This window comes from Microbacterium sp. MMO-56, from assembly GCF_037146215.1.
GTDB lineage: Bacteria > Actinomycetota > Actinomycetes > Actinomycetales > Microbacteriaceae > Microbacterium.
In genome coordinates this window covers 1-26,965 of record NZ_JBBCVW010000007.1, presented here as the reverse complement: position 1 = coordinate 26,965, position 26,965 = coordinate 1, and the positions used below count along the sequence as shown (strand labels likewise).

The 26,965-nt window shown below is 72.4% G+C and carries 24 protein-coding genes and 1 tRNA gene; 8 read left to right on the top strand and 17 right to left on the bottom strand.

The genetic code is table 11. The features are described 5' to 3' along the window. Position 1 precedes the first annotated feature (1 nt). Positions 2–940: a cysteine synthase A gene (gene cysK / locus WFI00_RS08095; RefSeq protein ID WP_336631760.1), complete on the top strand. Its 939-nt coding sequence runs from the start codon at positions 2–4 to the stop codon at positions 938–940. Positions 941–948: 8 nt separating this feature from the next. Further along, entirely contained in the window at positions 949–1,554 is a 606-nt protein-coding gene (gene epsC / locus WFI00_RS08090) for a serine O-acetyltransferase EpsC (protein ID WP_336631761.1), read from the top strand. Here epsC and WFI00_RS08085 read toward each other — a convergent pair. From WFI00_RS08085 to WFI00_RS08040, 10 genes are all read right to left on the bottom strand, one after another. After that, positions 1,545–1,970, bottom strand: a complete 426-nt coding sequence (locus tag WFI00_RS08085) for a hypothetical protein (protein WP_336631762.1) — start codon at positions 1,968–1,970, stop codon at positions 1,545–1,547. The two genes, epsC and WFI00_RS08085, sit on opposite strands and share 10 nt — an antisense overlap. 25 nt (positions 1,971–1,995) lie before the next feature. Continuing rightward, a complete protein-coding gene (gene prfA, locus WFI00_RS08080) occupies positions 1,996–3,072 on the bottom strand; it encodes a peptide chain release factor 1 (protein WP_336631763.1) in 1,077 nt (358 codons plus the stop codon). A gap of 10 nt (positions 3,073–3,082) precedes the next feature. After that, the gene (gene rho, locus WFI00_RS08075; protein WP_336631764.1) at positions 3,083–5,212 is read right to left on the bottom strand and encodes a transcription termination factor Rho; all 2,130 of its coding nucleotides are present in this window, start codon (positions 5,210–5,212) and stop codon (positions 3,083–3,085) included. A 153-nt stretch (positions 5,213–5,365) separates the two neighbouring features. After that, entirely contained in the window at positions 5,366–6,319 is a 954-nt protein-coding gene (gene thrB / locus WFI00_RS08070; RefSeq protein WP_336631765.1) for a homoserine kinase, read from the bottom strand. Continuing rightward, positions 6,316–7,386, bottom strand: coding sequence for a threonine synthase (thrC, locus tag WFI00_RS08065; protein WP_336631766.1), 1,071 nt, complete (start codon positions 7,384–7,386; stop codon positions 6,316–6,318). The genes thrB and thrC overlap by 4 nt, the downstream gene beginning before the upstream one ends. 2 nt (positions 7,387–7,388) lie before the next feature. Next, positions 7,389–8,696: a homoserine dehydrogenase gene (locus WFI00_RS08060; protein ID WP_336631767.1), complete on the bottom strand. Its 1,308-nt coding sequence runs from the start codon at positions 8,694–8,696 to the stop codon at positions 7,389–7,391. Further along, the gene (gene lysA, locus WFI00_RS08055; RefSeq protein ID WP_336631768.1) at positions 8,693–10,120 is read right to left on the bottom strand and encodes a diaminopimelate decarboxylase; all 1,428 of its coding nucleotides are present in this window, start codon (positions 10,118–10,120) and stop codon (positions 8,693–8,695) included. Before lysA ends, WFI00_RS08060 begins: the two co-directional genes overlap by 4 nt. Positions 10,121–10,242: 122 nt before the next feature. Further along, positions 10,243–11,013 carry an LmeA family phospholipid-binding protein gene (locus WFI00_RS08050; RefSeq protein ID WP_336631769.1) on the bottom strand — a complete coding sequence of 257 codons (771 nt, stop codon included), beginning with the start codon at positions 11,011–11,013 and terminating at the stop codon, positions 10,243–10,245. Between the two features lies 1 nt (position 11,014). Then, positions 11,015–12,682 carry an arginine--tRNA ligase gene (locus tag WFI00_RS08045; protein WP_336631770.1) on the bottom strand — a complete coding sequence of 556 codons (1,668 nt, stop codon included), beginning with the start codon at positions 12,680–12,682 and terminating at the stop codon, positions 11,015–11,017. A 240-nt stretch (positions 12,683–12,922) separates the two neighbouring features. Next, entirely contained in the window at positions 12,923–13,768 is an 846-nt protein-coding gene (locus tag WFI00_RS08040; RefSeq protein ID WP_336631771.1) for a transglutaminase-like domain-containing protein, read from the bottom strand. Between the two features lie 111 nt (positions 13,769–13,879). Here WFI00_RS08040 and WFI00_RS08035 point away from each other — a divergent pair. The 3 genes from WFI00_RS08035 to WFI00_RS08025 all read left to right on the top strand — a co-directional run bounded on the left by WFI00_RS08035 (position 13,880) and on the right by WFI00_RS08025 (position 16,025). Beyond that, a tRNA-Arg gene (locus tag WFI00_RS08035) sits at positions 13,880–13,952 on the top strand. A 155-nt stretch (positions 13,953–14,107) separates the two neighbouring features. Continuing rightward, complete coding sequence (locus WFI00_RS08030) at positions 14,108–14,695, top strand: flavin reductase family protein (RefSeq protein WP_336631772.1); 588 nt, start codon at positions 14,108–14,110, stop codon at positions 14,693–14,695. A gap of 7 nt (positions 14,696–14,702) precedes the next feature. Further along, a complete protein-coding gene (locus tag WFI00_RS08025) occupies positions 14,703–16,025 on the top strand; it encodes a M20/M25/M40 family metallo-hydrolase (RefSeq protein WP_336631773.1) in 1,323 nt (440 codons plus the stop codon). Positions 16,026–16,063: 38 nt separating this feature from the next. On the opposite strand, the gene WFI00_RS08020 is transcribed toward WFI00_RS08025, so the two are convergent. The 3 genes from WFI00_RS08020 to WFI00_RS08010 form a co-directional block, all read right to left on the bottom strand. Further along, positions 16,064–16,486, bottom strand: coding sequence for a rhodanese-like domain-containing protein (locus tag WFI00_RS08020; protein ID WP_336631774.1), 423 nt, complete (start codon positions 16,484–16,486; stop codon positions 16,064–16,066). A gap of 72 nt (positions 16,487–16,558) precedes the next feature. After that, on the bottom strand, positions 16,559–17,890 hold the full coding sequence (locus WFI00_RS08015) for an NtaA/DmoA family FMN-dependent monooxygenase (RefSeq protein WP_336631775.1): 1,332 nt from the start codon (positions 17,888–17,890) through the stop codon (positions 16,559–16,561). Continuing rightward, positions 17,887–18,930: a nitrilotriacetate monooxygenase gene (locus tag WFI00_RS08010; RefSeq protein ID WP_336631776.1), complete on the bottom strand. Its 1,044-nt coding sequence runs from the start codon at positions 18,928–18,930 to the stop codon at positions 17,887–17,889. The genes WFI00_RS08015 and WFI00_RS08010 overlap by 4 nt, the downstream gene beginning before the upstream one ends. A gap of 194 nt (positions 18,931–19,124) precedes the next feature. Between WFI00_RS08010 and WFI00_RS08005 the strand changes: the two genes are divergently transcribed. The 3 genes from WFI00_RS08005 to WFI00_RS07995 are packed head-to-tail and all read left to right on the top strand — an operon-like array spanning position 19,125 to position 22,003. Then, complete coding sequence (locus tag WFI00_RS08005; RefSeq protein ID WP_336631777.1) at positions 19,125–20,186, top strand: amino acid ABC transporter permease; 1,062 nt, start codon at positions 19,125–19,127, stop codon at positions 20,184–20,186. After that, on the top strand, positions 20,183–20,956 hold the full coding sequence (locus WFI00_RS08000) for an amino acid ABC transporter ATP-binding protein (RefSeq protein WP_336631778.1): 774 nt from the start codon (positions 20,183–20,185) through the stop codon (positions 20,954–20,956). Before WFI00_RS08005 ends, WFI00_RS08000 begins: the two co-directional genes overlap by 4 nt. A gap of 45 nt (positions 20,957–21,001) precedes the next feature. Further along, positions 21,002–22,003, top strand: coding sequence for an ABC transporter substrate-binding protein (locus WFI00_RS07995; RefSeq protein ID WP_336631779.1), 1,002 nt, complete (start codon positions 21,002–21,004; stop codon positions 22,001–22,003). A gap of 220 nt (positions 22,004–22,223) precedes the next feature. Here WFI00_RS07995 and WFI00_RS07990 read toward each other — a convergent pair whose 3' ends face one another. The 4 genes from WFI00_RS07990 to WFI00_RS07975 all read right to left on the bottom strand — a co-directional run. Continuing rightward, complete coding sequence (locus tag WFI00_RS07990) at positions 22,224–23,075, bottom strand: DUF1684 domain-containing protein (protein WP_336631780.1); 852 nt, start codon at positions 23,073–23,075, stop codon at positions 22,224–22,226. A 40-nt stretch (positions 23,076–23,115) separates the two neighbouring features. Then, positions 23,116–24,174, bottom strand: a complete 1,059-nt coding sequence (locus tag WFI00_RS07985) for an LLM class flavin-dependent oxidoreductase (RefSeq protein ID WP_336631781.1) — start codon at positions 24,172–24,174, stop codon at positions 23,116–23,118. Further along, complete coding sequence (locus WFI00_RS07980) at positions 24,171–25,544, bottom strand: M20/M25/M40 family metallo-hydrolase (protein ID WP_336631782.1); 1,374 nt, start codon at positions 25,542–25,544, stop codon at positions 24,171–24,173. Before WFI00_RS07980 ends, WFI00_RS07985 begins: the two co-directional genes overlap by 4 nt. Further along, the coding region (locus WFI00_RS07975; protein ID WP_442928313.1) for an ATP-binding cassette domain-containing protein at positions 25,541–26,965 on the bottom strand (1,425 nt) is incomplete at its 5' end. The genes WFI00_RS07980 and WFI00_RS07975, both read right to left, overlap by 4 nt.

Sequence of the window (26,965 nt, the reverse complement as noted above, 5' to 3'; positions counted from 1 at the left end):
CATGTCCGGCATCCATCCCGACATCACCAGCGCGTTCGGCAACACCCCGCTCGTCCGGCTCAACCGCGTCAGCGAGGGTCTGCCCGGCACGGTCCTCGCCAAGCTCGAGTTCTACAACCCTGCCTCCTCGGTCAAGGACCGCCTCGGCATCGCGATCGTCGACGCCGCCGAGGCCTCGGGCGAGCTGAAGCCCGGTGGAACGATCGTCGAGGGCACCAGCGGCAACACCGGCATCGCGCTGGCCATGGTCGGTGCGGCGCGCGGCTACAAGGTCATCCTCACGATGCCGGCCTCCATGTCGATCGAGCGACGCCTGCTCCTGAAGGCGTACGGCGCCGAGCTCGTCCTCACCGAGCCCGGGCTGGGCATGAAGGGCGCCGTCGCCAAGGCCGAGGAGATCGCGGCGGAGACTCCCGGCGCGATCCTCGCGAAGCAGTTCGCGAACGAGGCGAACGTCGCGATCCACCGCAAGACCACCGCGGAGGAGATCCTCCGCGACACGGACGGCGAGATCGGCTACTTCGTCGCCGGCATCGGCACGGGCGGCACCATCTCCGGCGTGGGTCAGGTGCTCAAGGAGCGCGTTCCCGACGCGAAGATCGTCGCGGTCGAGCCCGCCGACTCGCCGCTGCTGACCAAGGGCACGCCCGGTCCGCACAAGATCCAGGGCATCGGGCCGAACTTCATCCCGCCGATCCTCGACCAGGGCGTCATCGACGAGGTCGTCGACGTGGAGTTCGACGACGCGATCCGGGTCGCGCGCGAGGTGGCCACGACCGAGGGCATCCTCGTCGGCATCTCCTCCGGCGCGGCCATCTGGGCCGCGCTCCAGGTCGCCGCCCGTCCCGAGGCCGAGGGCAAGAACATCGTCGTGATCGTGCCGTCCTTCGGCGAGCGCTACCTGTCGACGGCGCTGTACGAGCACCTGCGCGAGGACTGATCCGCGACGTGAGCGACACCCCCACCGATCCCGCTGCGCGCCGACTCGGAGCCGTGGCCCGTGTCCGCGAGGACATCGCCGCCGCCAAGCTGCGCGACCCCGCGGCCCGCAGCGGGATCGAGATCGCCGTGCTCTACTCGGGCCTCCACGCGATCTGGTCGTACCGCCTGGCGCACGCCCTCTGGCGGCGCGGGCTGCGCTTCCCTGCGCGTGCGCTCTCGCAGCTCACCCGCTGGCTCACCGGCATCGAGATCCACCCCGGCGCCGTCATCGGCCGCCGGTTCTTCATCGACCACGGGATGGGCGTCGTCATCGGCGAGACGGCGGAGATCGGCGACGACGTCATGCTCTACCACGGGGTCACCCTCGGCGGTCGCACGCGCGAGGGCGGCAAGCGCCATCCCACCCTCGGCGATGGCGTCGCCGTCGGAGCGGGGGCGAAGATCCTCGGACCGATCACGATCGGCGCGGGCTCGGCCATCGGCGCCAACGCCGTCGTGACCCGCGACGCGCCGGAGGACTCGATCCTCGTCGGCGTCCCCGCCAAGATGCGCCGACGCGTCGCCGGCGACGACACGCGGGCGCTGCTGACGACGCCGGAGTACTACATCTGACGCGACCGGTCGGTCCCGCCGCGGCGCTCCTGGATCCGCCTCTTGAGGAACAGCGCCGGCAGCAGCCAGGTCGCCAGGGCCGTCACCACCCACACGATCATGGGTGCCACGATCCACGTCCACCACGGCGTCGAGATCGTCAGCCCCGCCCCCGGGATGAGGGCGGTGACCAGCAGCGCGACGAACGTAGAGACGATGCCGATGCCGCCGAGGAAGGCCGGGGCGTTGCGCTGGGCGACGCGCGCCAGCCACGGCGCGAGCACGCTCTGCAGCACCGCGAAGATCACGATCGCCAGCACGAAGCCGCCGGGGTTGCGCCAGTCGATCGCGAAGCCGGGCAGCACCAGGTCGGCGACCACGAGGCCGACGGCGGCCGACGCCAGGAAGATCAGGGAGCGGATGAGGAACGTGATCATGACGCGAGCGTAGCGCCTGCGCCGCTCACTCCCCGCCGAGAGCCGCCAGGCGCGCCTCCTCGTCGGCCGAGACGGCCGACTCGATCAGGGGACCCAGCGCCCCGTCCATCACCTGGTCGAGGTTGTAGGCCTTGTAGCCGGTGCGGTGGTCGGCGATCCGGTTCTCGGGGAAGTTGTAGGTGCGGATGCGCTCGGAGCGGTCCATGCCGCGGATCTGCGAACGTCGGGCGTCGGAGGCGGCGGCATCCCGCTCCTCCTGCTGCTTGGCGAGCAGACGCGCACGCAGCACGCGCATGCCCGCCTCGCGGTTCTGGAGCTGGCTCTTCTCGTTCTGCATCGAGACCACGATGCCCGTGGGAACGTGCGTGATGCGCACGGCGGAGTCGGTCGTGTTGACGGACTGCCCGCCCGGGCCGGAGGAGCGGAACACGTCGATCTTGAGATCGTTCGGGTCGATCTGGATCTCTTCGGGCTCATCCACCTCGGGGAAGACGAGCACGCCCGTCGTCGAGGTGTGGATGCGTCCCTGCGACTCGGTCGCGGGGACGCGCTGGACGCGGTGCACGCCGCCCTCGTACTTCAGGTGCGCCCAGACGCCCTGAGCCGGGTCGGTGGAGGTGCCCTTGATCGCGACCTGCACGTCCTTGTAGCCCCCGAGATCGGACTCGTTGCGCTCCAGGAGCTCCGTCTTCCATCCCATCGACGCGGCGTACTGCAGGTACATCCGCAGCAGATCGGCCGCGAACAGGGCGGACTCGGCACCGCCCTCCCCCGCCTTCACCTCGAGGATGACGTCGCGGGCGTCGTCCGGATCGCGCGGGATCAGCAGGCGGCGGAGCTTCTCCTGCGCCTGCGCGACGCGGTCGGCGAGGGCCGGGACCTCCTGCGCGAACGCCTCGTCCTCGCGGGCGAGCTCGCGAGCGGCCTCCAGGTCGTCCGACGCCGTGGACCACGCCTCGTGGGCGGCGACGATCTTGGACAGCTCGGCATAGCGCCGGTTGACGCGCTTGGCTCGCGCGGCATCGGCGTGCACCGCGGGGTCGGAGAGCTCCTCCTGGACCGCGCGGTGCTCGTCGATCAGCGCCTGGACGGACTCGAGCACGGGAGTGCGCTCAGCGGATGCTGTTCTCGTGCCCGTGGCCGCCGGCGCCGTGTCCGTTCGCGGGAGCCGGGATCGACTTCTGCATCTGGACCAGGAACTCGACGTTGGAGGAGGTCTCCTTGAGCTTGCCGAGGACGACTTCGAGCGCCTGCTGCGGGTCGAGGCCGGCGAGGGCGCGGCGCAGCTTCCAGGTGATCTTGACCTCATCGGGGCTCAGCAGCATCTCCTCGCGCCGCGTGGACGACGCGTTGACGTCGACGGCCGGGAAGATGCGCTTGTCCGCGAGCTGACGCGACAGGCGCAGCTCGCTGTTGCCGGTGCCCTTGAACTCCTCGAAGATGACCTCGTCCATCTTGGATCCGGTCTCCACGAGGGCGGTCGCGAGGATCGTCAGCGATCCGCCGTTCTCGATGTTGCGCGCCGCGCCGAAGAAGCGCTTCGGCGGGTACAGCGCGGATGCGTCCACTCCACCGCTCAGCACGCGACCGGAGGTCGGCGCCGAGATGTTGTAGGCGCGGCCGAGACGGGTGATCGAGTCGAGCAGCACGACGACGTCGCGACCGAGCTCGACGAGGCGCTTGGCGCGCTCGATCGCCAGCTCCGCGACCGTCGTGTGGTCCTCGGCGGGACGGTCGAAGGTCGAGGCGATGACCTCGCCCTTCACGGTCCGCTGCATGTCGGTGACCTCTTCGGGACGCTCGTCGACGAGGACGACCATGAGGTGGACCTCGGGGTTGTTCGTCGCGATCGCGTTCGCGATCTGCTGCAGGACGATGGTCTTGCCGGCCTTCGGGGGCGCCACGATCAGTCCGCGCTGCCCCTTGCCGATCGGGGCGACGAGGTCGATGATCCGCTGGGTGAGCTTCTCGGGGGCCGTCTCGAGGCGCAGACGCTCCTGCGGGTAGAGCGGGGTGAGCTTGCCGAACTCGACGCGGTTCGCGGCGTCGTCGACCGACAGGCCGTTGATCGCGTCGACCTTGACGAGCGCGTTGTACTTCTGGCGGCTCGACTGCTCGCCCTCGCGGGGCTGCTTGATCGCGCCGACGACCGCATCGCCCTTGCGCAGGTTGTACTTCTTGACCTGGCCGAGGGAGACGTACACGTCGCTCGTGCCGGGCAGGTAGCCCGTCGTACGGACGAAGGCGTAGTTGTCGAGGACGTCGAGGATGCCGGCGATCGGGATGAGGACGTCGTCCTCGCCGATCTCGGTCTCGAACTCGTCGCCGTTCTGCGCCTGGCCGCGGCGCTTGTTGCGCTGGCGACCCCGACCGGATCCCTGGCCGTCCTCGTCGGACTCCGCGGCGTCGGGCGTGTTCTGCGCGGCGACGGCCTGGCCACCGTTCTGGGCGGCACCGTTCTGGCTGGCACCGTTCTGACCGGCGTCGGTCTTCTGGCCGCGACCGCGGCTGCGCGACCGGGAGCGGCTGCGCGAGCGCGAGGGGGTCTCGCCCTCCGTCGGCGCCTCCGCCTGCGCGTCCGTCTGTCCTGCACCGGCATCGGCGGGCGCATCGCCCTCGGTCACCGCGGTCGCCTCGGCGGGCGCGGCGTCCTCCGCGACGGGCTCGTCGGCCGGGGACTCCTCGGCGGCGGCCGGCTCGGCGGGGCTCTGCTCGACGGCGTCCTCCGCGGCGGGCTGCTCCGCGGTGGGCTGCTCGGCGGGGGTCGCGTCGGCGGCGGGCTGCTCGGCGGGGACGTCGGTGCTCTTCGCGCGGCGGGGCGCGCGCTTGCGGGGCGCCCGCGCGGGCTTCTCCGCGGGGGCCTCCTCGGCGGCGGGCGCAGGGGCGTCCTCCGCGGCGGGGGCGGACTCCGCCTCGGCGGCGGGCGCGTCCTCGGCGGCGGCGGGCACGTCGGCGACGGGAGCGTCCTCGGCGGCGGCGGGCACGTCGGCGACGGGAGCGTCCTCGGCGGCGGCGGGCACGTCGGCGACGGGAGCGTCCTCGGCGGCGGGCGTCTCGGCCTCGGTGTCAGGCGCCTCGGTGTCAGGCGTCTCGGCCTCGGCGGCCGGAGCGTCGGTCTCGGCGTCAGGCGTCTCGGTCACGGGCGTCTCCTCCGCGGGGGCGGTCTCGGCGACGGGGGCGTCGACCGTGGCATCCTCGCGCGCGGCGTCGTTGTCGGTCTGGATCTCGGAGAGTGACTCCACGAGGTCTCCTTCGATAGGAATGTGGACACGGCAGGTCCGCACAGGCGCCGTCCACAGCAGGCGCCGACCCGGTTCGTCTCGGTGCCCGATGCGGGCGCACGAGAGCGGGGGGTGTTGTGCAGGGGTTTCGCAGAATTGCGACGGAGGCCAGACTCACGGACGTGCCGTGGAACCCTCCGTAGTGTTCCTCACTGTACCACCCCTGACATCGACGGCGAGCATGAGGGGCTGCCACGGTGTGTCCGACACCTCCGCGGCCACGCGCGCGGCGTCCAGGCGCTGTCCGGGCCCGTCCGCCAGCACGAGCACGCTCGGCCCGGCGCCGGATACGACCGCCGCGAACCCCTCGGCCCGCAGCGCCCGCACGAGGCGATCGGTCTCCGGCATCGCCTGCGCCCGGTAGGACTGGTGGAGCTTGTCCTCCGTCGCGGCGAGCAGGAGCTCGGGGCTCTGCGTGAGGGCGGCGATGAGAAGCGCGGAGCGCGACACGTTGAAGACCGCGTCCTCGCGTGTCACCTGCAGCGGCGCGAGCCCCCGGGCGACGGCGGTCGACATCGTGAACTCCGGCACGAAGACGAGCGGCGAGACGCCGCGGTGCACGAGCAGCTTCTTGTGCTGCGGGCCGCTCTCGTCCATCCAGGCGATCGTGAGGCCGCCGAACAGCGCCGGGGCGACGTTGTCGGGGTGCCCCTCGAGCTCGGTGGCCAGGCGCAGCAGCGTGTCGGGACCGAAGGCGGCCTCGCCCTCCAGCAGACCCTTCGCGGCGAGGATCCCCGCCACGACCGCGGCCCCGGAGGAGCCCATCCCCCGCCCGTGCGGGATGGTGTTGACCGCTTCGAGCCGGATGCCCGGCAGTTCGCGACCCACCGCCTCGAAGGCGTACGCCATCGAGCGGACGACGAGGTGCGAGGCATCCGTCGCGACCTCTCCCGCACCCTCGCCGGTCACGACGATCTCCAGCCCGGGCTCGGGAAGCGCCGTCACGACGAGCTCGTCGTACACGCTCAGCGCGAGGCCCAGCGTGTCGAATCCCGGTCCGAGGTTCGCGCTCGTCGCGGGCACGCGCACCGCGACCGAGCGCCCGGCGACCACAGCCGACCCGGTCATGCCAGGTCGAGCACGGAGGCGACCTCCGAGGTCGACGCGTCGACCACCGTGGGGGTGACCTCCGACCCGTCGGCGTTGCGCAGCGCCCACTGGGGGTCCTTGAGGCCGTGGCCCGTGACCGTGAGCACGACCTTCGCCCCGGCGGGGATGAGACCCGCCTCGGCGCGGTCGAGCAGACCCGCGACGCTGATGGCCGAGCCCGGCTCGACGAAGACGCCGACGGTCCCGGCGAGCAGCTTCTGCGCGGCCAGGATCTTCTCGTCCGAGATCGCCCCGAACCAGCCGTCCGTCGCGTCGCGCGCCTCGAGGGCGAGCTCCCACGACGCGGGGTTGCCGATGCGGATCGCGGAGGCGACCGTCTCCGGGTTCTTCACGATCTCACCGCGCACGAGCGGCGCGGAGCCCTCGGCCTGGAAGCCGAACATGCGCGGCACGCGCGTCGAGACGCCGCGCTCGGCCTCTTCGCGATACCCGCGCGTGTACGCGGTGTAGTTGCCGGCGTTCCCGACCGGGATGAAGTGGAAGTCCGGGGCATCCCCCAGCTGCGACACGATCTCGTACGCCGCGGTCTTCTGGCCCTCGATGCGGTCGGGGTTGACCGAGTTGACGAGGTGCACCGGATAGTTGTCCGCGAGCTCGCGCGCGATCTCGAGGCAGTCGTCGAAGTTGCCGCGGATCTGGATGAGGCGTCCGCCGTGGATGACCGCCTGGCTGAGCTTGCCCATCGCGATCTTGCCCTCGGGCACGAGGACGGCCGCGGTGATGCCCGCGTGGGCCGCGTACGCGGCGGCGGAGGCCGAGGTGTTGCCCGTCGAGGCGCAGATGACGGCCTTCGCGCCGTGCTCGACGGCGCGCGACAGCGCGACCGTCATGCCGCGGTCCTTGAACGAGCCCGTCGGGTTCATCCCCTCGAACTTGACGTAGACGTCGGCGCCCGTGCGCTGCGACAGCGACGCGGCGGGGATGAGCGGCGTGCCGCCCTCGCCGAGGGTGACGACGGTCGATGCGTCGGTGACGCCCAGCCGGTCGGCGTATTCGCGGAGGACTCCGCGCCAGACGTGTGCCATGTTCAGTCTCCTTCCATCCGCAGCACCGAGGCGACCCGCTCGACGACGCCGCTGGAGGCGAGCCGTTCGACCGTGTCCCCGAGATCCTGCTCGAGTGCAATGTGGGTGCCGATGACCAGACGCGCACGCGCGGCCCCGGCGCCCGGGATGATCTTCTGCTCGACCGTCGCGATCGAGACGTTGCCGTCGGCGAGGATGCCCGCGACCGTCGCGAGCACGCCCGGGCGGTCGTCGACCTCGAGCGTGATCTGGTAACGGGTCGAGGCGCGTCCGATCGGCAGCAGCGGCAGGTTCGCACGGGTCGACTCCCCCACGCCCACCCCGCCGGCGATGTGCCGACGGGCCGCCGAGACGAGGTCGCCGAGCACCGCCGAGGCGGTCTGCACGCCGCCGGCGCCGGCGCCGTAGAACATGAGGTCCCCCGCCGCCTCGGCCTGCACGAAGACGGCGTTGTTCGCGCCGTGCACGCTCGCGAGCGGGTGGGTACGACGAACGAGAGCCGGGTGCACGCGCACCGAGATCGCCTCGCGTCCCTCGTCGGTGCGTCGCTCGCACACCGCGAGCAGCTTCACGACGTAGCCGGCGGCGCGCGCCGACTCGATCAGCGCGGCGTCCACCTGGGAGATGCCCTCGCGGTGCACGGCCTCGAGGGGGACGGTGGTGTGGAACGCGAGCGAGGCGAGGATCGCCGCCTTCTGCGCGGCGTCGTAGCCCTCGACATCGGCGGTCGGGTCGGCCTCGGCATAGCCCAGACGCTGAGCATCGGCCAGGACGTCGGCGTAGTCGGCGCCCTCGAGATCCATCCGGTCGAGGATGTAGTTGGTCGTCCCGTTGACGATCGCGAGGATGCGCTGCACGCGATCACCGGCGAGCGAGTCGCGCAGGGGCCGGATGATGGGGATTGCGCCGGCGACCGCGGCCTCGTAGTGCACGGAGGCGCCCACCTGGTCGGCGGCCTCGAACAGCTCGGGGCCGTGCGTGGCGAGCAGCGCCTTGTTCCCCGTGACGACGTCCGCGCCGGCGTTCAGCGCCTGCAGCAGGTAGGTGCGGGCCGGCTCGATGCCGCCCATGAGCTCGATCACGATGTCGCTGCCCACGATCAGGGGCTCGGCGTCCGTCGTGAGCAGCTCCCGGGGGATGTCGGTGTCACGGGGGGCGTCGAGGTCGCGCACGGCGACGCCGACGAGCTCGAGGCGCGCGCCCGCCCGGTCGGCGAGCTCGTCGCCGTGGCGCAGCAGCAGCTGCGCCACCTGCGATCCCACGGATCCGGCGCCCAGCAGCGCCACGCGGAGGCGGCGGTCGTCAGTCATTCGGTGTCCTCGGTCGGTGTGCGGATGCCGGCGTCGCGCGCCAGCAGATCGTCGATGCTCTCACCGCGCACGATGACCCGGGCCGCGCCGCCGCGGAGCGCGACGACGGGCGGGCGGGGCACATAGTTGTAGTTGCTCGAGAGCGAGAAGCAGTAGGCCCCCGTCGCGGGGACGGCGAGCAGGTCGCCCGGCATCACGTCGCCGGGGAGGTACTCGGCGTCCACGACGATGTCGCCGGACTCGCAGTGGCGGCCGACGACGCGGCTGAGCGCCGGGGCGGCGGTCGAGGCGCGCGAGGCGATCCGTGCGGAGTACTGCGCACCGTAGAGGGCGGGACGCGCGTTGTCGCTCATGCCCCCGTCGACGCTGACGTAGAGACGGGTGAGGTCCTCGGAGACCCGCACGGGTTTGACCGTACCGACCTCGTAGAGCGTGACCCCCGCGCGGCCGACGATCGAGCGGCCGGGCTCGAAGGCGAGGTCCGGCAGCGGCACGCCCCGGGCACCGCACTCGCGGGCCACGGCGTCGACGATGCCGTCGGCGAGCTCCTCGATCTCGGTCGGGGTGTCGACCGAGGTGTACGCGATGCCGAAGCCGCCGCCCAGGTTGAGGACCCGCAGCCCGCCCGTCGCACGAAGGTCCGCGTACAGCTCGACCAGGCGCGAGGCCGACTCCGCGAAACCGGCGGTGCCGAAGATCTGGGACCCGATGTGGCAGTGCAGGCCCACGAGGTCGAGGGAGGGGAGCTCACGGATGCGACGCGCCACGGCGGGGGCATCCGCCAGTGGGAACCCGAACTTCTGGTCTTCGTGCGCCGTCGCGAGGAAGTCGTGCGTCTCGGCGTGCACGCCCGTGTTGACGCGGATGAGCACCTTCTGGGCGGTGTCCCCCGTCAGGCCGCGGCGCTCGGCGATCTCGGCGATGCGCTCGACCTCGATCATCGAGTCCACGACGATCGATCCGATGCCGATCTCGACGGCGCGCTCGAGTTCGGCCACCGACTTGTTGTTGCCGTGCAGCCCGAGCCGGGCGGGGTCGGCGCCCGCCGCCAGGGCGACGGCGAGCTCGCCGCCTGTGGCGACGTCGACCGCGAGGCCCTCGTCGGTCACCCAGCGGACCACCTCTGTGGACAGGAACGCCTTGCTCGCGTAGTAGACGCGGGCCTGGATGCCGTGACGTGCCGCGGCGTCGTCGAAGGCCGCCCGCACGCGGCGGGCGCGGGCGCGCACGCCGTCCTCGTCCAAGACGTACAGCGGTGTGCCGAATCGCTCGCGCAGCTCCGCGACGCCGACGCCGCCGATCCGCAGCTCGCCGCTCTCGTCACGGGCGGCCGATTCGGGCCACACGTCCGCGGCGAGCAGATTCGCATCCTGCGGGACGTCGAGCCATTCCGGCACGAGTGGGCGGTCGGGGACGGCGGACACGGCGAGCACCAATCGGGGTGGGAAATCGGGCTGCCGACGGTCACGTCACGCCCGGCAGTCCTAGAAGTCTAGGGCACCGCCGCATTCCGGCCCGCGCATGCACGCCCGCGACGGCGTCGGGCTCAGGCGCACGTGCCCTTCTGCTCCGCCGCGCCCGGCTGGAGGATCGCGCTGTCGATCTCGAACGTCGCCACGAGCGCGCCCGGTCGCACCTCGACGCCCGTCAGCGAGACCGCGGCGGGCAGGTACGGCGCGATGCACACCTTCCAGTCCCGCACGACGGTGCGCGCGACCGCGCCGAACTGGTCGATCAGCACGTCGGCGGAGACCTCCGCGTCGCCGACCCGGAGAGTCGCGGGCGTGAGCACGACCTCCCCCGCCGACACGCTCGGGGTGAGTCCGACTCCGACCGGCACCGTCAGCGAGAACAGCGAGAGGTCCATCGAGACGCCGATCTGCGGGGCGTCGATCGTGACCGTGTCGGCGGGGAAGCCGTCGATGCCGCGCAGGAGGTCCCGCAGCTGCTGCTGATCGACGGTGACGGTCGCGGTCGCGCCGCTCCAGTCGCCGCCGCGGATGGGCACGTCCTTCGCCACGACCGTGACATCCGCCGTGAGCGCCGTCCCCCCGCCCTGCTGCTGCAGCGTCACGTCGTCGGAGGAGATCGTGACCTCGCCGAGGCTCCCCACGATGAGCTGGGGCAGGATCGGTCCCGGGACGTCGACGTCGATCTGCTGGTCGGCGCGCAGATCGAGGTTCCGCACGACCTGCTCGCGGATCGTCCGCTCGACCATCCCGCGGGCGATGTACTCCCCCGCGAACCAGGCCGCGACGACGAGCCCGACGACGGCGACGAGCGCGAGGATCCAGGGCCAGCGGCGGCGACGCGTCATGTCACATGCGCTCGGGCGCGCTCACGCCGAGCAGGTCGAGGCCGTTGCGCAGCACCTGACCCGTGGCATCGTTCAGCCACAGCCGGGTGCGGTGGAGATCGGTGACCTGCTCGTCGCCCAGAGGCGTGACCCGGCAGGTGTCGTACCACTTGTGGTAGAGCCCGGCCAGCTCCTCCAGGTAGCGCGCGACGCGGTGCGGCTCGCGCAGCTCGGCGGCGAACGCCACGATGCGCGGGAACTCCTGGAGAGCGCCCAGGAGCGCGGACTCCGTCTCGTGGGTGAGCTGCTCGGGCGCGAAGGCGCTGCGGTCCACGCCCGACTCGGCGGCGTTTCGGGCGACGTTGTGGGTCCGCGCGTGCGCGTACTGCACGTAGAAGACCGGGTTGTCGTTGGTGCGCTTCTGCAGGATCTCGGGATCGAGTGTCAGCGGCGAGTCGGCGGGGTAGCGTGCCAGGGAGTAGCGCAAAGCATCCGTACCCAGCCAGTCGCGCAGATCGTCCAGCTCGATGATGTTGCCGGCCCGCTTGGACAGGCGCGCGCCGTTGACGGAGACCAGCTGGCCGATCAGCACCTCGATGTCCTTCTCGGGGTCGTCGCCGGCGGCGCCGGCGAGCGCCTTCAGCCGGTGCACGTAGCCGTGGTGGTCGGCGCCGAGCAGGTAGATCTTGTGGCGGAAGCCGCGGTCGCCCTTGTCGAGGTAGTAGGCGGCGTCGGCGGCGAAGTAGGTGTACTCGCCGTTCGAGCGGCGGATGACCCGGTCCTTGTCGTCGCCGAAGTCGGTCGTGCGCACCCAGACGGCGCCCTCCGCGTCGAAGACGTGCCCCTGCTCACGGAGGCGGTCGACGGCCTCGTCGACGAGGCTCGGGCCGCCGTCGGGGCCCGCCGCGTGCAGGGTCCGCTCGCTGAAGAAGACGTCGAAGTGCACGTTGAACTTCTCCAGCGACGCCTGGAGGTCGCCCAGCTGCAGGCGGTAGGCGCGGTCACGGGCCTCGATCAGGCGCGCGTCGGCGTCGAGGTCGCGGATGCCCGGCAGCTCGGCTTCGACGCGCTGCGCCAGCTCCTGGATGTACGAGCCGGGGTAGCCGTCCTCCGGCGTGGGCTCGCCGAGGATGGCGGCGAGGACCGAGCGGCCGAAGCGGTCCATCTGGGCGCCCGCGTCGTTGACGTAGAACTCGCGCACGAGGGTCGCGCCGCTCGCCAGCAGCACGCGGGCGATGTCATCCCCGAGCGCTGCCCACCGGGTGTGGCCGATGTGCATCGGGCCGGTCGGGTTGGCGCTGACGAACTCGAGGTTGATGCTCGCTCCGCGCTGGGAGTCGTTCGTGCCGTAGGCGGCGCCCGCCTCGACGATCGTCCGGGCCAGGGCGCCCGCCGCCGCGGCATCCAGCCGGATGTTGATGAAGCCGGGACCGGCGACCTCGACGCTCGCCACGCCGGGCACGGCGACGAGGGCGTCGGCGATCTCCTGCGCGAACTCGCGCGGGTTCGCCCCGACCGCCTTGCCCAGCTTGAGCGCCGCGTTGGAGGCCCAGTCCCCGTGGTCGCGGTTGCGCGGCCGCTCGAGGGGAAGGTCGGACGGCGTCAGTCCCGCGCTCGAGCCCTCGCGTCGGGCCTCGGCGAGCGGGGCGATGACGGCGAGCAGAGCGGCGGAGAGGGCGTCAGGATTCATAACCCGTCAATCCTACGGGCGCCCGCCCGCTTCCTCCCCCTTCCTCCTCCCCCTGCTCACCCGTCCCTCTCCCCTCCTCACCCCTTCCTCGCCCTCCCTCTCCCCGGCGAGTGTCCACGACACGCGGCGCAGGGGGCGTGCCGCGCCGCGTGTCGTGGACACTCGCCACCGAAGAGGGCGCGGCGGGGTGCGGGCGCGGCGGGGTGCGGCGGGGCGGGACGGGGTGCGGCGGGGCGGGGGTCAGGCGAGCTGGACGGGGTCGGCGAGGTCGTCGAGAGCGGGGTCGGATGCCGCGGCGGCGGCGTCCAGTGCGTCGACGTCGGCGGCGTCGTCGGGGACGACGCACGCGTCCACGTGCATCCGCTGCAGGCCGACGTAGCCGCCGTGATAGCTGAGGAACGCGCAGTCGGCGGCGTCTCGGCCGGTCGCGATCCGCACGAGCGAACGTCGGTTGGACAGCCGCGTCGCATCGATGACGTACCAGCTGCCGTCGACGTAGGCCTCGGCGACGGCGTGGAAGTCCATCGGGCGCAGGCCCGGCGCGAAGCACGCCGCATACCGCGCGGGCATGTCCATCGCGCGCAGCAGCGCGATCACGACGTGCGCGTAGTCGCGGCAGACGCCCTGCCCCGTCATGAGCGTCGTCACGGCCGAGTCCGTCCCCTGGCTGAGGCCGGGGGTGTACGTCGTGCTGGTCGCCACGAACTCGCTCACGGCGGCGACGAGGCCCATGCCCTGCAGGCCGCGGAACTGCCGCCGCGCCTGCGAGAACACCTCGTCGGACTGGCAGTACCGGCTCGGACGCAGGTACGTGATCGCTTCGAGGTCGCTCGTCGCGCGCTGCGCGACGTGGCCGTCGATGTGCGCCTCGTAGTGGACGGTGAGGGGCCCCGCCTCTCCGACGAGGCGGTGCAGACGGCTGCCGGACTGGTCGACGATCTCGGTCGGCGTGTACACGCGATCGCCCTGCGTGAACGTCAGCTCCTCGCGGACGACGGGGGTCGGCTGGGCCGCCGCGATCTGGAAGATCAGGTCGACGGAGGACCCCAGCTCCAGGTCGAGTTCGGCGGTCACGATGCGTTGCACCGAAGTATCCTCGCACGCCTCGGCCCCTCGCGGCGCGACGGAGATCGGACCGGTCTCGGAGCCTCCTGCGGACACGCGCCACCGCCGCGCGGTGATAGTCTCGATCGGTACGCCTCCGTAGCTCAGGGGATAGAGCGTTGGTTTCCGGTACCAAAGGTCGCAGGTTCGATTCCTGTCGGGGGCACTCCAGGTCCTAGGCGCACCCGTACGCAGGGGCCCACCCCTCCGTGCGGGGCGTCTCCCGATGCCCGACGCGCTCCGTCGCGTCACACGGAGTCATCTGCGTTCACAGGAGATCATGCACGCGCGCGGGCGTGCGCAGCGCCCTAGCGTCGTGCCATGACCCAGCAACTCGCCTACCTCTCCCGGCCGGCACGGACGGTCCCCGACGACGTCGAGGAGCCGTCCGGGATCCCGGCGGGTGCGGTGTCGCTGCCCGCGGACCGGCTCAAGGACCTCTTCCGCGGTCATCCCGGCGGTGTCGCGGTGATCACCGCCGACGCCGGCGACGGCCCGGTGGCGTTGACCGCGACATCCGTCTCTTCGGTGAGCGTCGATCCCCCGCTTCTCGTGTTCTCGATCTCCTCGCTCTCCTCGGCGTCTGCGACCCTCGAGCGCGCGGACGCGGTCGTCGTGCATCTGCTCGACGCCGAGGACCTCGAGATCGCGAAGCTCGGGGCGACGAGCGGGATCGATCGGTTCGCGGACGGATCCCGGTGGACGCGTCTCGAGACGGGCGAACCCGTGTTCACGGACGTCCGCGCGTGGGTCCGCTGCGTCGTGGTGGAGCGGATGCAGGCGGGGTCCTCGACCGTGATCGCCGCGCACGGGGTCGAATCGCGCGTGCGTCCCGGCGCCGACGACGGCGCGCTCGTCTACCACAAAAGGACCTGGCACCGGCTCGGCGCGCACAGCCGGCTGGGCTGACCCCGCGATGCCCTCACTCCTGGAGCGGGAGGCGGTCGCGTTCGCCCGCGATCTCACCCGCATCGACAGCGTCAACACCGGGATCCCCGAGACGATCGGGGACGGAGAGGCGCGCGCGGCGCTCTACATCCGCGACCGCCTCGCCGAGGTCGGCATCGGGTCCGAACTGATCGAGCCCGTCCCCGGGCGGGCCTCGCTCGTGGCGCGACTGCCCGGACGCGATCCGCTGGCGCCCGCGCTGCTCGTGCACGCCCACACCGACGTGGTTCCCGTGGCGGAGGACGACTGGACGCATCCGCCGTTCGGCGGCGACATCGTCGACGGGATGCTCTACGGTCGCGGCGCCGTCGACATGAAGAACTACGCGGGCACGGTGCTCGCCGTGATCCGCCACTTCGCCCGTGAGGGGATCGTTCCCCGGCGCGGCCTGGTGCTCGCCTTCCTGGCGGATGAGGAGAGCGGCGGGGTGTGGGGCGCCGGCTGGCTCGTCGAGCACCGACCGGAGCTGTTCGCCGGTGTGACCGAGGCGATCGGCGAGGTAGGCGGCTTCTCCGTCCCACTGACGGCCGATCCCCGCGACGAGCGCCGCGCCTACCTCGTCGCCACGGCCGAGAAGGGTGTGGCCTGGGCGACGCTCCGCTCTCGCGGTCACGCGGCGCACGGGTCGAGACCGACCGCCGACAACGCGGTCGTGCGGCTGGCGGGAGCGGTCGCGGCGATCGGCGCGCACCGGTTCCCCGCCGTGCGCACGCCCGCGGTGGACGGCTTCCTGGCGGCCTTCGGCGCGGCACGGGGACGGGCGTTCACGGACGAGTCGCTCGACGCCGACCTCGCCTCGCTCGGCTTCGTCGGCAGCCTCGTCGCGGCATCCCTCGCGAACACGGCGACACCGACCGTCCTGCGCGCCGGCGACAAGACGAACATCATCCCCGCCGAGGCGAGCGCGCGCCTCGACATCCGGGTGCTGCCGGGGCAGGACGACGCCCTCCGCAGCGATCTCCGACGGCTCGCCGGGGACGACGTCGAGGTGCAGGAGGGGCGGTGGTGGTCGGCGACGCAGTCCCCGATCGACGCACCGCTGATCGAGACGCTCCGCACGGCCACCCTGGCCGAGGATCCGGACGGGATCGTCGTGCCGTACCTGCTGCCCGCCTCGACGGACAACAAGCACTTCGCGCGACTCGGCATCCACGGCTACGGGTTCGTCCCGCTGCGCGTGCCGCGGGACGTCGACGTGTTCGGCCAGTTCCACGCCGCGGATGAGCGGGTGCCGGTCACGGCGCTGCACTTCAGCGCGCGCACGACCGCCCGTATCCTGCGGGACGCGTAGCGGACGGCGCACGCCGAGCGCGTCGGCGCCGCCGGCCCTCAGGCCTCGGCCTCAGCCTCAGCCTCAGACGGGATGTCCTCGGCCGGCGCCCCGGCGTCGCGCCACGCGGGGAAGCCCCCGTCGACGTGCGCGACATTGGTGAAGCCCCGCTCGCGCAGCTTCTCGGCGACCGGACCCGAGCCGCGGATCGAGCCGCAGACGATGACGATGTCCTGATCCCATTCGGTGATCTCGGCGAGCTTCTCCGGGGAGTCCAGCAGGAACTGCGCGTCGATGCGCTCGCGGTCGGCGCGGATCGAACCGGGGATCACCCCGTCCTTCGCGCGGCCGGCGTCGCTGCGCACGTCGATGACCACGGCGCCGGCGGAGAAGCGCTCAGCGGCCTCCTGCGGGGTGATCAGCGGCGCATCGTAGGTCGGGGCGGCCTCGGAAAGGGGCGATGCGGGGGACGTCTCGGTCATGGGTCTCTCCTGTGGACGGTGGGCGGATGAAAGGGAGGGTGACGGGCGGATGTGCGGATCGGCGGGCCGGACTCAGGCGGCGTCCTCGGCCGAGCGGCGCGCGCCGAGGGCGGGCAGGCCGAGGTTCTCGCGGAGGGTCGTGCCCGGATACTCGGTGGGGTAGATCCCGCGCTCCTGCAGGAGCGGCACGAGGCCGTCGACGATGTCGTCGAGCCCGCTCGGCACGAGGTACGGCGAGACGTTGAAGCCGTCCACCGCGCCGGAGTCGACGTAGCGCACGAGGAGGTCGGCCACGTCCTCGTAGCTGCCGACGATCGAGCGCCGCGCGCTCTGACGGATGACGAACTGGCGGATCGACAGCCCCTCCGCGGCGGCGGACTCTCGCCAGGCCCGCGCAGTCTCGATCGCGCGGCGCCCCTGGAAGGCCGCCCCCCGCTGCCCGTCGGCCTCGTCGATGACGGGGTCGATGTCCGGCAGCGGGCCGTCGGGGTCGTAGGAGGTGAGGTCGGTGCCCCACACCGGTTCGAGGAAGCGGATCGCCGTCTGCGGCGTGACCTGGGCGAGCCCGACCCACTCCGCCTTCTCGCGCGCCTGGGCATCCGTCTCGGCGAGCACGAAGTGCTGCCCGGGGAAGAACTTCAGCTCGTCCCGCGACCGGCCGTATGCCGGCAGTCGGCGGCGGACGTCGGCGGCGAAGGCGACCGCGTCGTCGAGACCCCCGTGCGCCGAGAAGATCACATCGGCCGAGGATGCCGCGAACTCGCGCCCCGCATCGGAGTCGCCCGCCTGGAAGATCACGGGGCGGCCCTGCTCGCTGGGCGGCAGGGGTGCGGGCGCCGTCAGCCGCACCAGGCGCCCGTCGATCGCGATGTCCTCCCCCGCCCGGTCAGTCCCGTCCCAGAGCCGCTGCGCGGCCGCTACGAACTGCTCCGCCCGGTGATAGCGGTCGGCGTGGTCGAGCCAGCCGCCGCGCCGGAAGTTCTCCCCCGTCCACGCGTTGTCCGTCGTCACGACGTTCCAGCCGGCGCGCCCGCCGCTCAGCAGATCGAGCGAGGCGAGCCTCCGCGCCAGGTCGTAGGGGTCGTTGTAGGTGGTGTTCTGGGTGGCGACGAGGCCGATGCGCTCGGTGACGGCGGCGAGGGCGGCCAGCTGCGTCTGCGCGTCCGGGCGCCCCGCGACGTCGAGATCGTGGATCCGTCCGAGGTGCTCGCGCAGTCGCAGGCCCTCGCCGAGGAAGAAGGCCGAGAACAGCCCGCGCTCCGCCGTCTGGGCGACCCGCTGGAACGAGGAGAACTCGTGCTGCGAGCCGCTGTCGGGGCTCGACCAGATCGTATGGAAGTTGACGCCTTGGAAGAAGACGCCGAACTGGATGCGTCCCGAGGAGGGCCGGCGGACGGTGCTCATGCGATCTCCCTCTGTGCCTGGCGGCCGGTCTGCGCGTCGCGGTCGGGCCGGGCGAAGCGGCCGGCGGGGCGCGCGAGACCGAGGGTGTCGCGGAGGGTCCGTCCGGCGTGCGGGACGGCCCGTCGGATGCCGCTGCCCGGTTCGTCGAGGGCGGCGAGCGTCGTGCGGCCGATCTCCTCGAGGGCGGCGTCGACGTCCCCGCTCTCGACGCTCACGTGCACCCCGTCGACGACGGGGTGGATGTCGCGCACCGTCGCGGCGAGCCGGATCGCGCCGGCGCGGTCTGCCGCGCCGATCCGCAGACGCACCCAGACCCGCTGTGCGCCGGCCGCGCGGGCGACCTCCACGGCATCCTCGTCGATCTCCGCCGGGCCGTCGGTCGGTCCGGCGTCGGCCTCGACCAGCGCGATGTCGATGCCCGCGACGCCCGCGTCCGCCACGACCAGCGGTCGGCCCTGAGGCGGCCGCGGGGTGATGAGCGGACCCTTCACGGTGTAGCGGGACCCGACGAAGTCGACGTAGTGGAGTCGATCGGCGTCGAGGTAGCGCCCCGTGGCGATGTCGGCGATGACGGCGTCGTCGTCCCACGAGTCCCAGAGCAGCTGGGAGACGGCGATCGCATCGTCTCGTTCGCGCCGGAGCTGCGCCGGCGAGAGCGGGTCCGTTCCCGCGGCGAGCGCGTCGCGCGACGTCGACCGCGCATCGGGGATCCACCCGGCGCGCCCCGACGAGGCCCAGTCGAGGCTCGCGAGCTGCGTGGCGACGTGGAAGGGCTCGGCGTACGCGGGTCGCGTGACCGGGATCAGCCCGATGCCGTGCGTGAGCGGCGCGGCGAACGCCGCGCGCTGCACGGAATCGACTCCCGCCCAGCGGTCCTCGGTCGCGAGCGGGACATCGTCGAAGGTCACCGCGGTGAGCCCGTGGCGCTCCGCGACCTGCACGCGACGAGCGAGGCGGCGGGCCGCTGCGGGGCCGTCGAGGGAGGCGAGCTGCGCACCGTCCTCGAGGGCGAAGACGACGGCGAAAGGGATGTCCGGCATGGCTCCGACGATAGGCGGGCGTCCGCGCAGCGGAACCGGATGGGTCGCCCTGTTGCTGCGTGTGACGCCACGCTACGGATGATCTCGGGTCGTGACGGGGTGCCGTTGCACCCCCGGTCGCGGGCTCCCTACCGTCAGGCATCCGGCCCGTCGACGACGAGCCTCCGCATCCGACCGCCCCGAAAGAGGGACCCATGACCGACACTCTGGCGCGCAGCACCGGCGCGACCGCGACAGCTCCGGGGGCGCCCGACCGCCAGCGGTGGGATCTGGGCACGATCCCGGTCGTCCGCACGAAGCACTGGTTCCGGTGGGCGCTCGCGGCCGTCGTCGTCTTCGTCCTCGCGCAGTTCGCCTGGTCGCTCGTGACCAACGCGAACTACGAGTGGGATGTCTTCGCCCGCTACGTCGTGTCGGAGCCGGTGCTGCGCGGGCTCGGCCTCACCCTGCTGTACACGGCGGTCTCCGCCGTCGTCGGCTTCGTGCTCGGCACGCTGATCGCCCTGGCTCGCCTGGCGAAGTCGCCGCTGCTGAACAGCGCGGCGTGGCTCTACATCTGGTTCTTCCGCTCGGTGCCCCTCGTTGTGCAGCTGGTGGTCTGGTACAACCTCGGCTACCTCTACCCCACGCTGGGCCTGGGCACGCCGTTCACGACCGACTTCTGGATCGTGGAGTTCCCCACCGTCCAGCTGATCTCGGCGTTCGCCGCCGGCGTGCTCGGACTGTCGCTGCATCAGGCGGCGTACTCGGCGGAGATCATCCGCGGCGGACTCCTGTCGGTGGATCAGGGCCAGCTCGAGGCGGCCGCGTCCCTCGGCATCCCGCCGCGGCGCCGGCTCACCCGCATCGTCCTGCCGCAGGCGATGCGATCGATCGTCCCCAACGCCACGAACGAGGTCATCGGGCTGGTCAAGGGCACCTCGGTGCTCTTCGTGATCGCCATCCCCGAGCTGTTCTACGCGGTGCAGGTGATCTACAACCGCAATAGCCGGGTCATTCCGCTGCTGCTGGTCGCCGTCGTCTGGTACACGATCGTCACGACCATCCTCAGCATCGCGCAGTACTACATCGAGCGGCACTACGCCCGCGGCACGGTGCGGGTGCTGCCCCCGACGCCGGTGCAGCGTGCCCGGGCATGGATCGCCGTGCAGTGGGCCCGCCTCGCCGACGAGCCGTCCCGCGGCGGCGAGAGGGACGCCGGGGAACGCACGGCCGCCGCCTCCCCCTCCGAGCGCACGTCGGGAGGTGCCGCATGAGCGCGACGACCGGACTGATCGAGATCCACAACGTGCACAAGAGCTACGGCGGCGTCGAGGTGCTGCGCGGCATCGATCTGACCGTCGCCCCGGGCGAGGTCGTCGCGATCCTCGGGGCGAGCGGCTCGGGCAAATCGACCCTGCTGCGCACGATCAACCACCTCGAGACCGTCGATGCCGGATCTGTCACCGTCGACGGCGAGCTGATCGGCTACGAGCAGCGCGGCGGCAAGCTCTACGAGCTGCGCGAGAAGGACGTCCTCGCCCGTCGCACGCAGATCGGGATCGTCTTCCAGAACTTCAACCTGTTCCCGCATCTGACGGCGCTCGAGAACGTCACGGAGGCGCCGATCGCGCTCGGCCGGCTGACGAAGGAGGATGCGCGCGAGCTCGCCCTCGGCCTGCTCGACCGGGTCGGCCTGGCCGAGAAGGCGAGCCACTACCCCCGGCAGCTCTCGGGCGGTCAGCAGCAGCGGGTCGCGATCGCGCGCGCCCTCGCCCTCAAGCCCAAGGTGATCCTGTTCGACGAGCCGACCAGCGCGCTCGATCCCGAGCTCGTGGGCGAGGTTCTCGACGTCATCCGCGACCTCGCCCAGCTCGGCACGACCCTCGTCATCGTCACGCACGAGGTCGGCTTCGCCCGCGAGGTCGCCGACCGCGTCGTGTTCCTCGACGGCGGCCGCATCGTCGAGCAGGGCCCGCCGTCCGAGGTGCTCGTCCGTCCGCGGCATCCCCGTGTGCAGGAGTTCCTCGCCAAAGTGCTCGCCTGATCCTTCCACCCCGTCCCCGTCACCCGACACAGAAAGCCCACCACCATGTCCCTCAGCAAGAAGCAGGGCGTCGCCCTCGGCATCGGAGCCGTCGCGGCCGCCGCGATCGTCGGCGGCATCATCGCCGCCGTGTCGCTCAACGGCTCCGCGACCGCCGCCGAGCCCGCCCCCACCGAGACCGGCGCCAACGTCGCCACCGACGATATCCAGCGGGTGCATCTCGATGCGCCCGTCCCGGAGGCCGTCGAGGCTCTGAAGAAGAGCGGATTCACCCCGATCACCCCGGGAAAGCTCACCGTCGCCGTCGGCGCGTTCGTCCCGCCGCTGAGCTACCAGCCCGACGGCACGTCTGCGGCGACGGATGTCGCGGGCACCGAGCCGAACATCGGATCGCTCATCGCCGAGGCGCTCGGCCTCGAGTACGACCCGGTGGTCGTCGCGTGGGCGGACTGGCCGCTCGGCATCCAGTCGGGCAAGTACGACCTGATCACCGCGAACGTCACCGTCACCGAAGAGCGCAAGGAGCTCTACGACTTCGCGAGCTACCGCGTCGACCAGCTGGGGTTCGCGGTGAAGTCCGACAGTGCCATCACGAAGATCGCCGGCGCCGACGACATCTCGGGCCTCAAGATCATCGTCGGTTCGGGGACGAACCAGGAGAAGGTGCTGCTCGCCTGGAACGAGGAGCTCGCGGCGAAGGGGAAGGCTCCGGCCGAGCTCGTCTACTACGACGACAACGCGGCGGCGACGCTCGCGATCCAGTCGGGGCGCGCGGATGCCACCTTCGGCCCGAACGCGACCGCCGCCTGGGCCGCGCGCGAGACCGGCGACACGAAGCTCGTCGGGCTCGTGCCGGGCGGATGGCCCCTGACGGCGAACATCGCCGCGGGGACGAAGAAGGGCAACGGCCTCATCGAGCCCGTGCAGATCGCGCTCGACGCGCTCATCGCCGGAGGCCAGTACGACGAGGTCCTGAAGGCGTGGGGCCTCGAGGACGAGCGCGTCGCCTCGAGCGAGGTCAACCCCGAGGGTCTGCCCAAGTCCTGAGGACCTCCCCATCACGGGCCGGCCGTCCCCGCGGGGGCGGCCGGCCCGTTCGTGCGCCCCGGCGCGCGAACACGCCGGCGCGCGGAAGCCCACGAACTCCGCAGATCGCCACGAACTCCGCACCAGATCGCCCCTGGCGGTGCGGAGTTCGCCACATCCTGCGGAGTTCGTGAGCGGGCGCGCGGGCGTGAGCGGGCGCGCGGGCCTGAGAGATGGGCGCTCAGGCCGGAACTGCGGCGACGTCGCCGCGGACACGCGAGAGGGGGATCTTCTCGCCCGCCTCGATGCCGATGGGCAGACGGTTCTCGCGGGGAGGGAGCGGGCAGGTCGCGAAGTCCGTGTAGGCGCAGGGCAGGTTCGTCGCGCGGGTGAAGTCGATCGTCGTCCACCCGTCCTCGCCGGGCAGCTCGACCGCGACCGCGCGGTTCGCGGCGTACGTCGTGACGCCGCTCGTCGCGTCGGTGAACAGCACCAGCAGGCCGCTGCCGTGCCCGGGGAACGCGGTCAGTGCGAACGGCTCGTCGCGCCAGGTGAACTCCAGTCGGCCGACCGCGTCGTACACGTGCGTGAGACCGTCGACGGAGGCGCCGACCTCGGTCGGCACGGGCGGGTCGAACGGCACGAAGCGAGCGTCGACGCGCCAGCGCGGATCGGGCTCGTACGCGGGCGTGCCGGGGTATTCGGCGAGGAACGGGTGGTCGGAGCGTCGGGGACGGGCGATCGTGTGCCCTCCTCGCCGGGCGAGCTCGATCACACCGGCGACGCCGCCGTCGGCGAAGGCCACGTTCACGGATGCCCGCTCCGGGATCGAACCGAACGCGTAGCGGCCGGTGATCGCCTCGCCGTCGAGGCTCAGGATCTCCCCGTCGGCGAGATCGACGACGGGACCCTCGGCGCCGGCGCTCCACGAGCCGGGCGCGCCGGCGAGGCGGACGGGCTCCGCTCCGAGCCACGTGAGCCCGGTGATCGCGTGGAAGCCGAGCGGGTCGTTGCGGCGCTGCTCGTGGGCGCGGTGCCAGCTCTCCCAGTCCTGGGCGAACCGCGCACGGTCGAGGTCGGCGGTGGTGGTCATGTCTCCTCCTGAGGGGTGGATGGGATGGGGGTGGCGCCGCTCAGACGGCGACGGCGACCTCGTCGGCGGGAGCGCGATGGCCGACGAGGGGCAGCATGGCGTGGCGGACGTCGTGCAGGATCTGCCGGTACTCGTCGAGGTCGAAAGCGTAGGGCAGCGCGACGCGCAGCTGCGTGCGCCCGTCGAAGGCGGGGTCGGATGCCAGGCGCTCCGCGATCTGCTCGGCGGTGCCGTGCAGGTCGCGCTGGAACACGACCCGTCGTGCGCCGACGACGACCGGCTGCCGCGTGCGCGGGGTGCGCCCGGCGACGTACTCCGCGTAGTGCGCGCGCTGCCCGGCGGTCGCCGAGTCGATCGGCAGGATGACCCGCTCGACCGCGACCTCGGGGCCGTCGCCTACGAAGAGGCGGCGGTATTCGGCGATGTGGACGGCCTGCGCCTCCTCGAACGTGTCGGCGGCATCGCCGTCTCCGAGGTTCCCGAGCAGCAGCTTGAGTCCGTGCTGCGCCGCCCAGCGCACCGAGCGCAGCGAGCCCCCGCCGAGCCAGACGCGGGAGCGCAGGCCCGGCACGTGGGGCTGGATCCGCGGCGTCTGCGGACCGTAAGGGGTGTCGATCGGCTCGTCGGACAGGCTGCGCCCCTCGAGCGCCTCGAGGAAACGCTCGATCAGCGCGTACGGATCGGCGTCCGCCGCGGCATCCGGCCGCCCGAGCCCACGCAGGAGCGCGCCGTGCGGCGCCGAGGTCGAGACGCCGACGTTGACCCGCCCTCCCGAGAGGGCGTCGATCGTGGCGAAGTCCTCCGCGAGGCGGAAGGGGTTCTCGTAGCCGAGCGGCACGACGTCGCTCTCGAGCCGGATGCGCCGCGTGCGCTGGGTCGCGGCGGCGAGCAGGGTCAGAGCCGACGAGGCGCCGCGTTCGAGGTGTCGCTGACGCACGCCCGCGACGTCGAAGCCCAGCTCCTCGGCGTCGGCGATGAGGGCGAGCGTGTCGTCGAGCCCCGCCCCCGGATCGTCTTCGGGATAGCTGCCGGCGAGGATGATGCCGACGGAGGGCACGATCGCCGGCGCTCCGGCCGACGGGTCGAAGGTGCTGCTCATGCGGTGGTCTCCGATCTGAGGGATCGCCCGGAGCGGGCGGCGCCGTCCGGGTCGTGGAAGGTGCGCACGACGTTGTCGAGCGCGGTGACGGTCAGCTCGAGCGAGGCGAGGTCGATGCGTTCGTCGTGGCCGTGGAAGAGGCGCCGGAACGTCCCGTAGTCCCAGCGCTCGCTGAGGACGCCGAAGCCGTAGGCGGGGATGCCCCGGCGTCGGTAGAACCGGCCGTCCGTGCCGCCGACGCCGAGCATCGGCAACAGCTCGGCGCCCGGGCGCGCGCGTCGCACGGCCGAGCCGATCGCGTCGAACAGCGGGGTGTCGACGGGCGAGAGGGTCGCCTCGCCGAACCAGTCGCCCTCGATCTCGATGTGCTCGATGAGGTCGCCGAGCGCCGCGCGCAGCTGCCCGTCGACCTCGTCGCGGGTCACTCCGGGGAGCACCCGGATGTCGAGCTGCACCGTCGCCTCGCCCGGGATGACGTTCCCCTTCTCGCCGGCACGCACGATGTTCGGCGAGACCGTCGTGTGCGTCGAGGCGTGGGCAAACCCGGCGAGGGCGCCCAGCCGCGGCAGGGCGTCGTCGATCCGGTCGGCGTCCAGGAGCGCGGCCGTCGTGTCGGGGTCGAGCTCGAGCGCGCGGGCGTAGTCGCGCCACTGCGGCGTGATGACCGCCGCGGAACGATGGCGGGCGAGCCGGGTGACCGCTTCGGCGGCGATGACCGCGGCGTTGCGCGCGCCCCACGGCGCCGAGCCGTGACCCGGCGTGCCGGTGACGCGCAGCCGGCGTCCGGCGCCGCCCTTCTCCCCCACCATGACCGTGATCCCCGGCGCGGGCCCCGCGTGCGCTCCGCCCGACTCGGTCAGGACGTAGTCGGCGTCGATGAGGTCCAGCCGGTGCTCGGTGAGCCACTCGACGCCGAAGCGGCTGCCGTTCTCCTCGTCCGCGACGGCGGCGAACACCAGGTCGCCGCGCGGGCGGAAGCCCTCGACGGCGAGGGCGCGGACGACGACGGCGTACGCCGCGGTGAGGTTCAGCATGTCGATCGCTCCCCTGCCCCACAGCACGCCGTCGACGATCTCTGCGGCGAACGGGTCGCGCGACCAGCCGGCGGGCTCGACGGGGACGACGTCCGTGTGACCGACGAGTGCGAGGGCGGGCGCCGTGGCATCCGTGCCCTCGATGCGGACCACGAGCGACGTGCGCCCGGGGTGCGGCTCGACCGTGACGCCTTCGAGTCCGGAGCCCTCGAAGAAGCGCAGGAGCGTATCGACCTGACGGTGCTCTCCGCCGCCGTCGGGCGTGCCGTCGTTGACGGCGGCCCCGCGGATCAGCTGCTGCAGGAGCTCGACGCTCCGGCGTCCGAGGTCGCTCACGCCGCCTCCTCCCGGTCCCGCCGGCGACCGGGGATCGCCTCGATCAGCCGGCGCGTGTAGGCGTCGACCGGCGCGGTGAGGACGGATGCCGTGGCGCCGTGCTCCACGACGCGCCCGCCCCGCATGACGGCGACGCGGTGGGAGATCTCGCGCACGACCGCGAGGTCGTGGCTGATGAACAGGTAGGCGAGCCCCGAGTCGGCCTGGATCTCGGCGAGGAGGGCGAGGATCTGCGCCTGCACCGACACGTCGAGGGCTGAGACCGCCTCGTCGAGCACGACGAGATCGGGGCGCAGCGCGAGGGCCCGCGCGATCGCGACCCGCTGCCGCTGCCCGCCGGAGAGCTCGGCCGGACGCCGACGGGCGACATCGGCGGGCAGGGCGACCTGATCGATGAGCTCGCCGACCCGCTCCGCACGTTCCCGCCGGTCGCCGACGCCGAAGGCGCGGAGCGGCTCGTCGACGATCTCGGCGATCGAGAACCGGGGATCGAGCGAGGCGAACGGGCTCTGGTGGACGAGCTGGAATCGGCGACGGAGCGCACGGAGCTCTTCGCGTCCGGCTCCCACGAGATCGGCGCCGTCGAAGCGGATCCGACCTGCGGTGGGCCGCTCGAGACGGAGCGCGAGGCGGGCGGTGGTCGTCTTGCCCGAGCCGGACTCCCCCACGATGGCGAGGGTCTCCCCGCGCGCGACGGTCAGCGACACGTCGTCGACTGCGACGAGAGCGGGTCGGCCGGGCAGCGGGAATTCCTTGCGGAGCCCGTCGAGTTCGAGCAGCGGCGGGGCATCCGTGGCCCCCTCCCCGGCGCCGGCGGGCGAGCGCTCGTCGAGGCGCGCCCGCGGCACGGGAGTCGCGACGCGCGGCCCGGCCGCACGCAGCCCCGGCGCGGCGGCGATGAGCGCGCGGGTGTACGGGTGGGTCGGCATCGACAGCACCCGGCGCGCGGGGCCCTCCTCGACGATGCGTCCCTGCTGCATGACGATGATCCGGTCGGCACGGTCGGCGGCGACGCCCAGGTCGTGGGTGATGAGCAGCACAGCGGTGCCGAGGTCGCGCGCGAGCAGGTCGATGTGGTCGAGGATCTGCTTCTGCACCGTCACGTCGAGGGCGCTCGTCGGCTCGTCCGCGATCACGAGCTGGGGACCGGCGGCGAGCGCGGTCGCGATCAACGCGCGCTGCTTCATGCCGCCGGAGAGCTGATGCGGGAACTGGCGCGCGCGGGCCTCCGGCTCGGGGATGCCGGCCAGGCGCAGCAGCTCGACGGCGCGCGCGTCCGCGCCGCGCCGCCCGGCGAGGCCGTGGATGACGGGCTCTGCGCATTCTGGGTGGGGTGAGGCGCTCGGGCGTGGCGTGACGGGGTGAGGTGGGTCGAGGCCCGGAGGATCGGTAGCGACCAAGCAACCTGTTCGTCCGGAGAC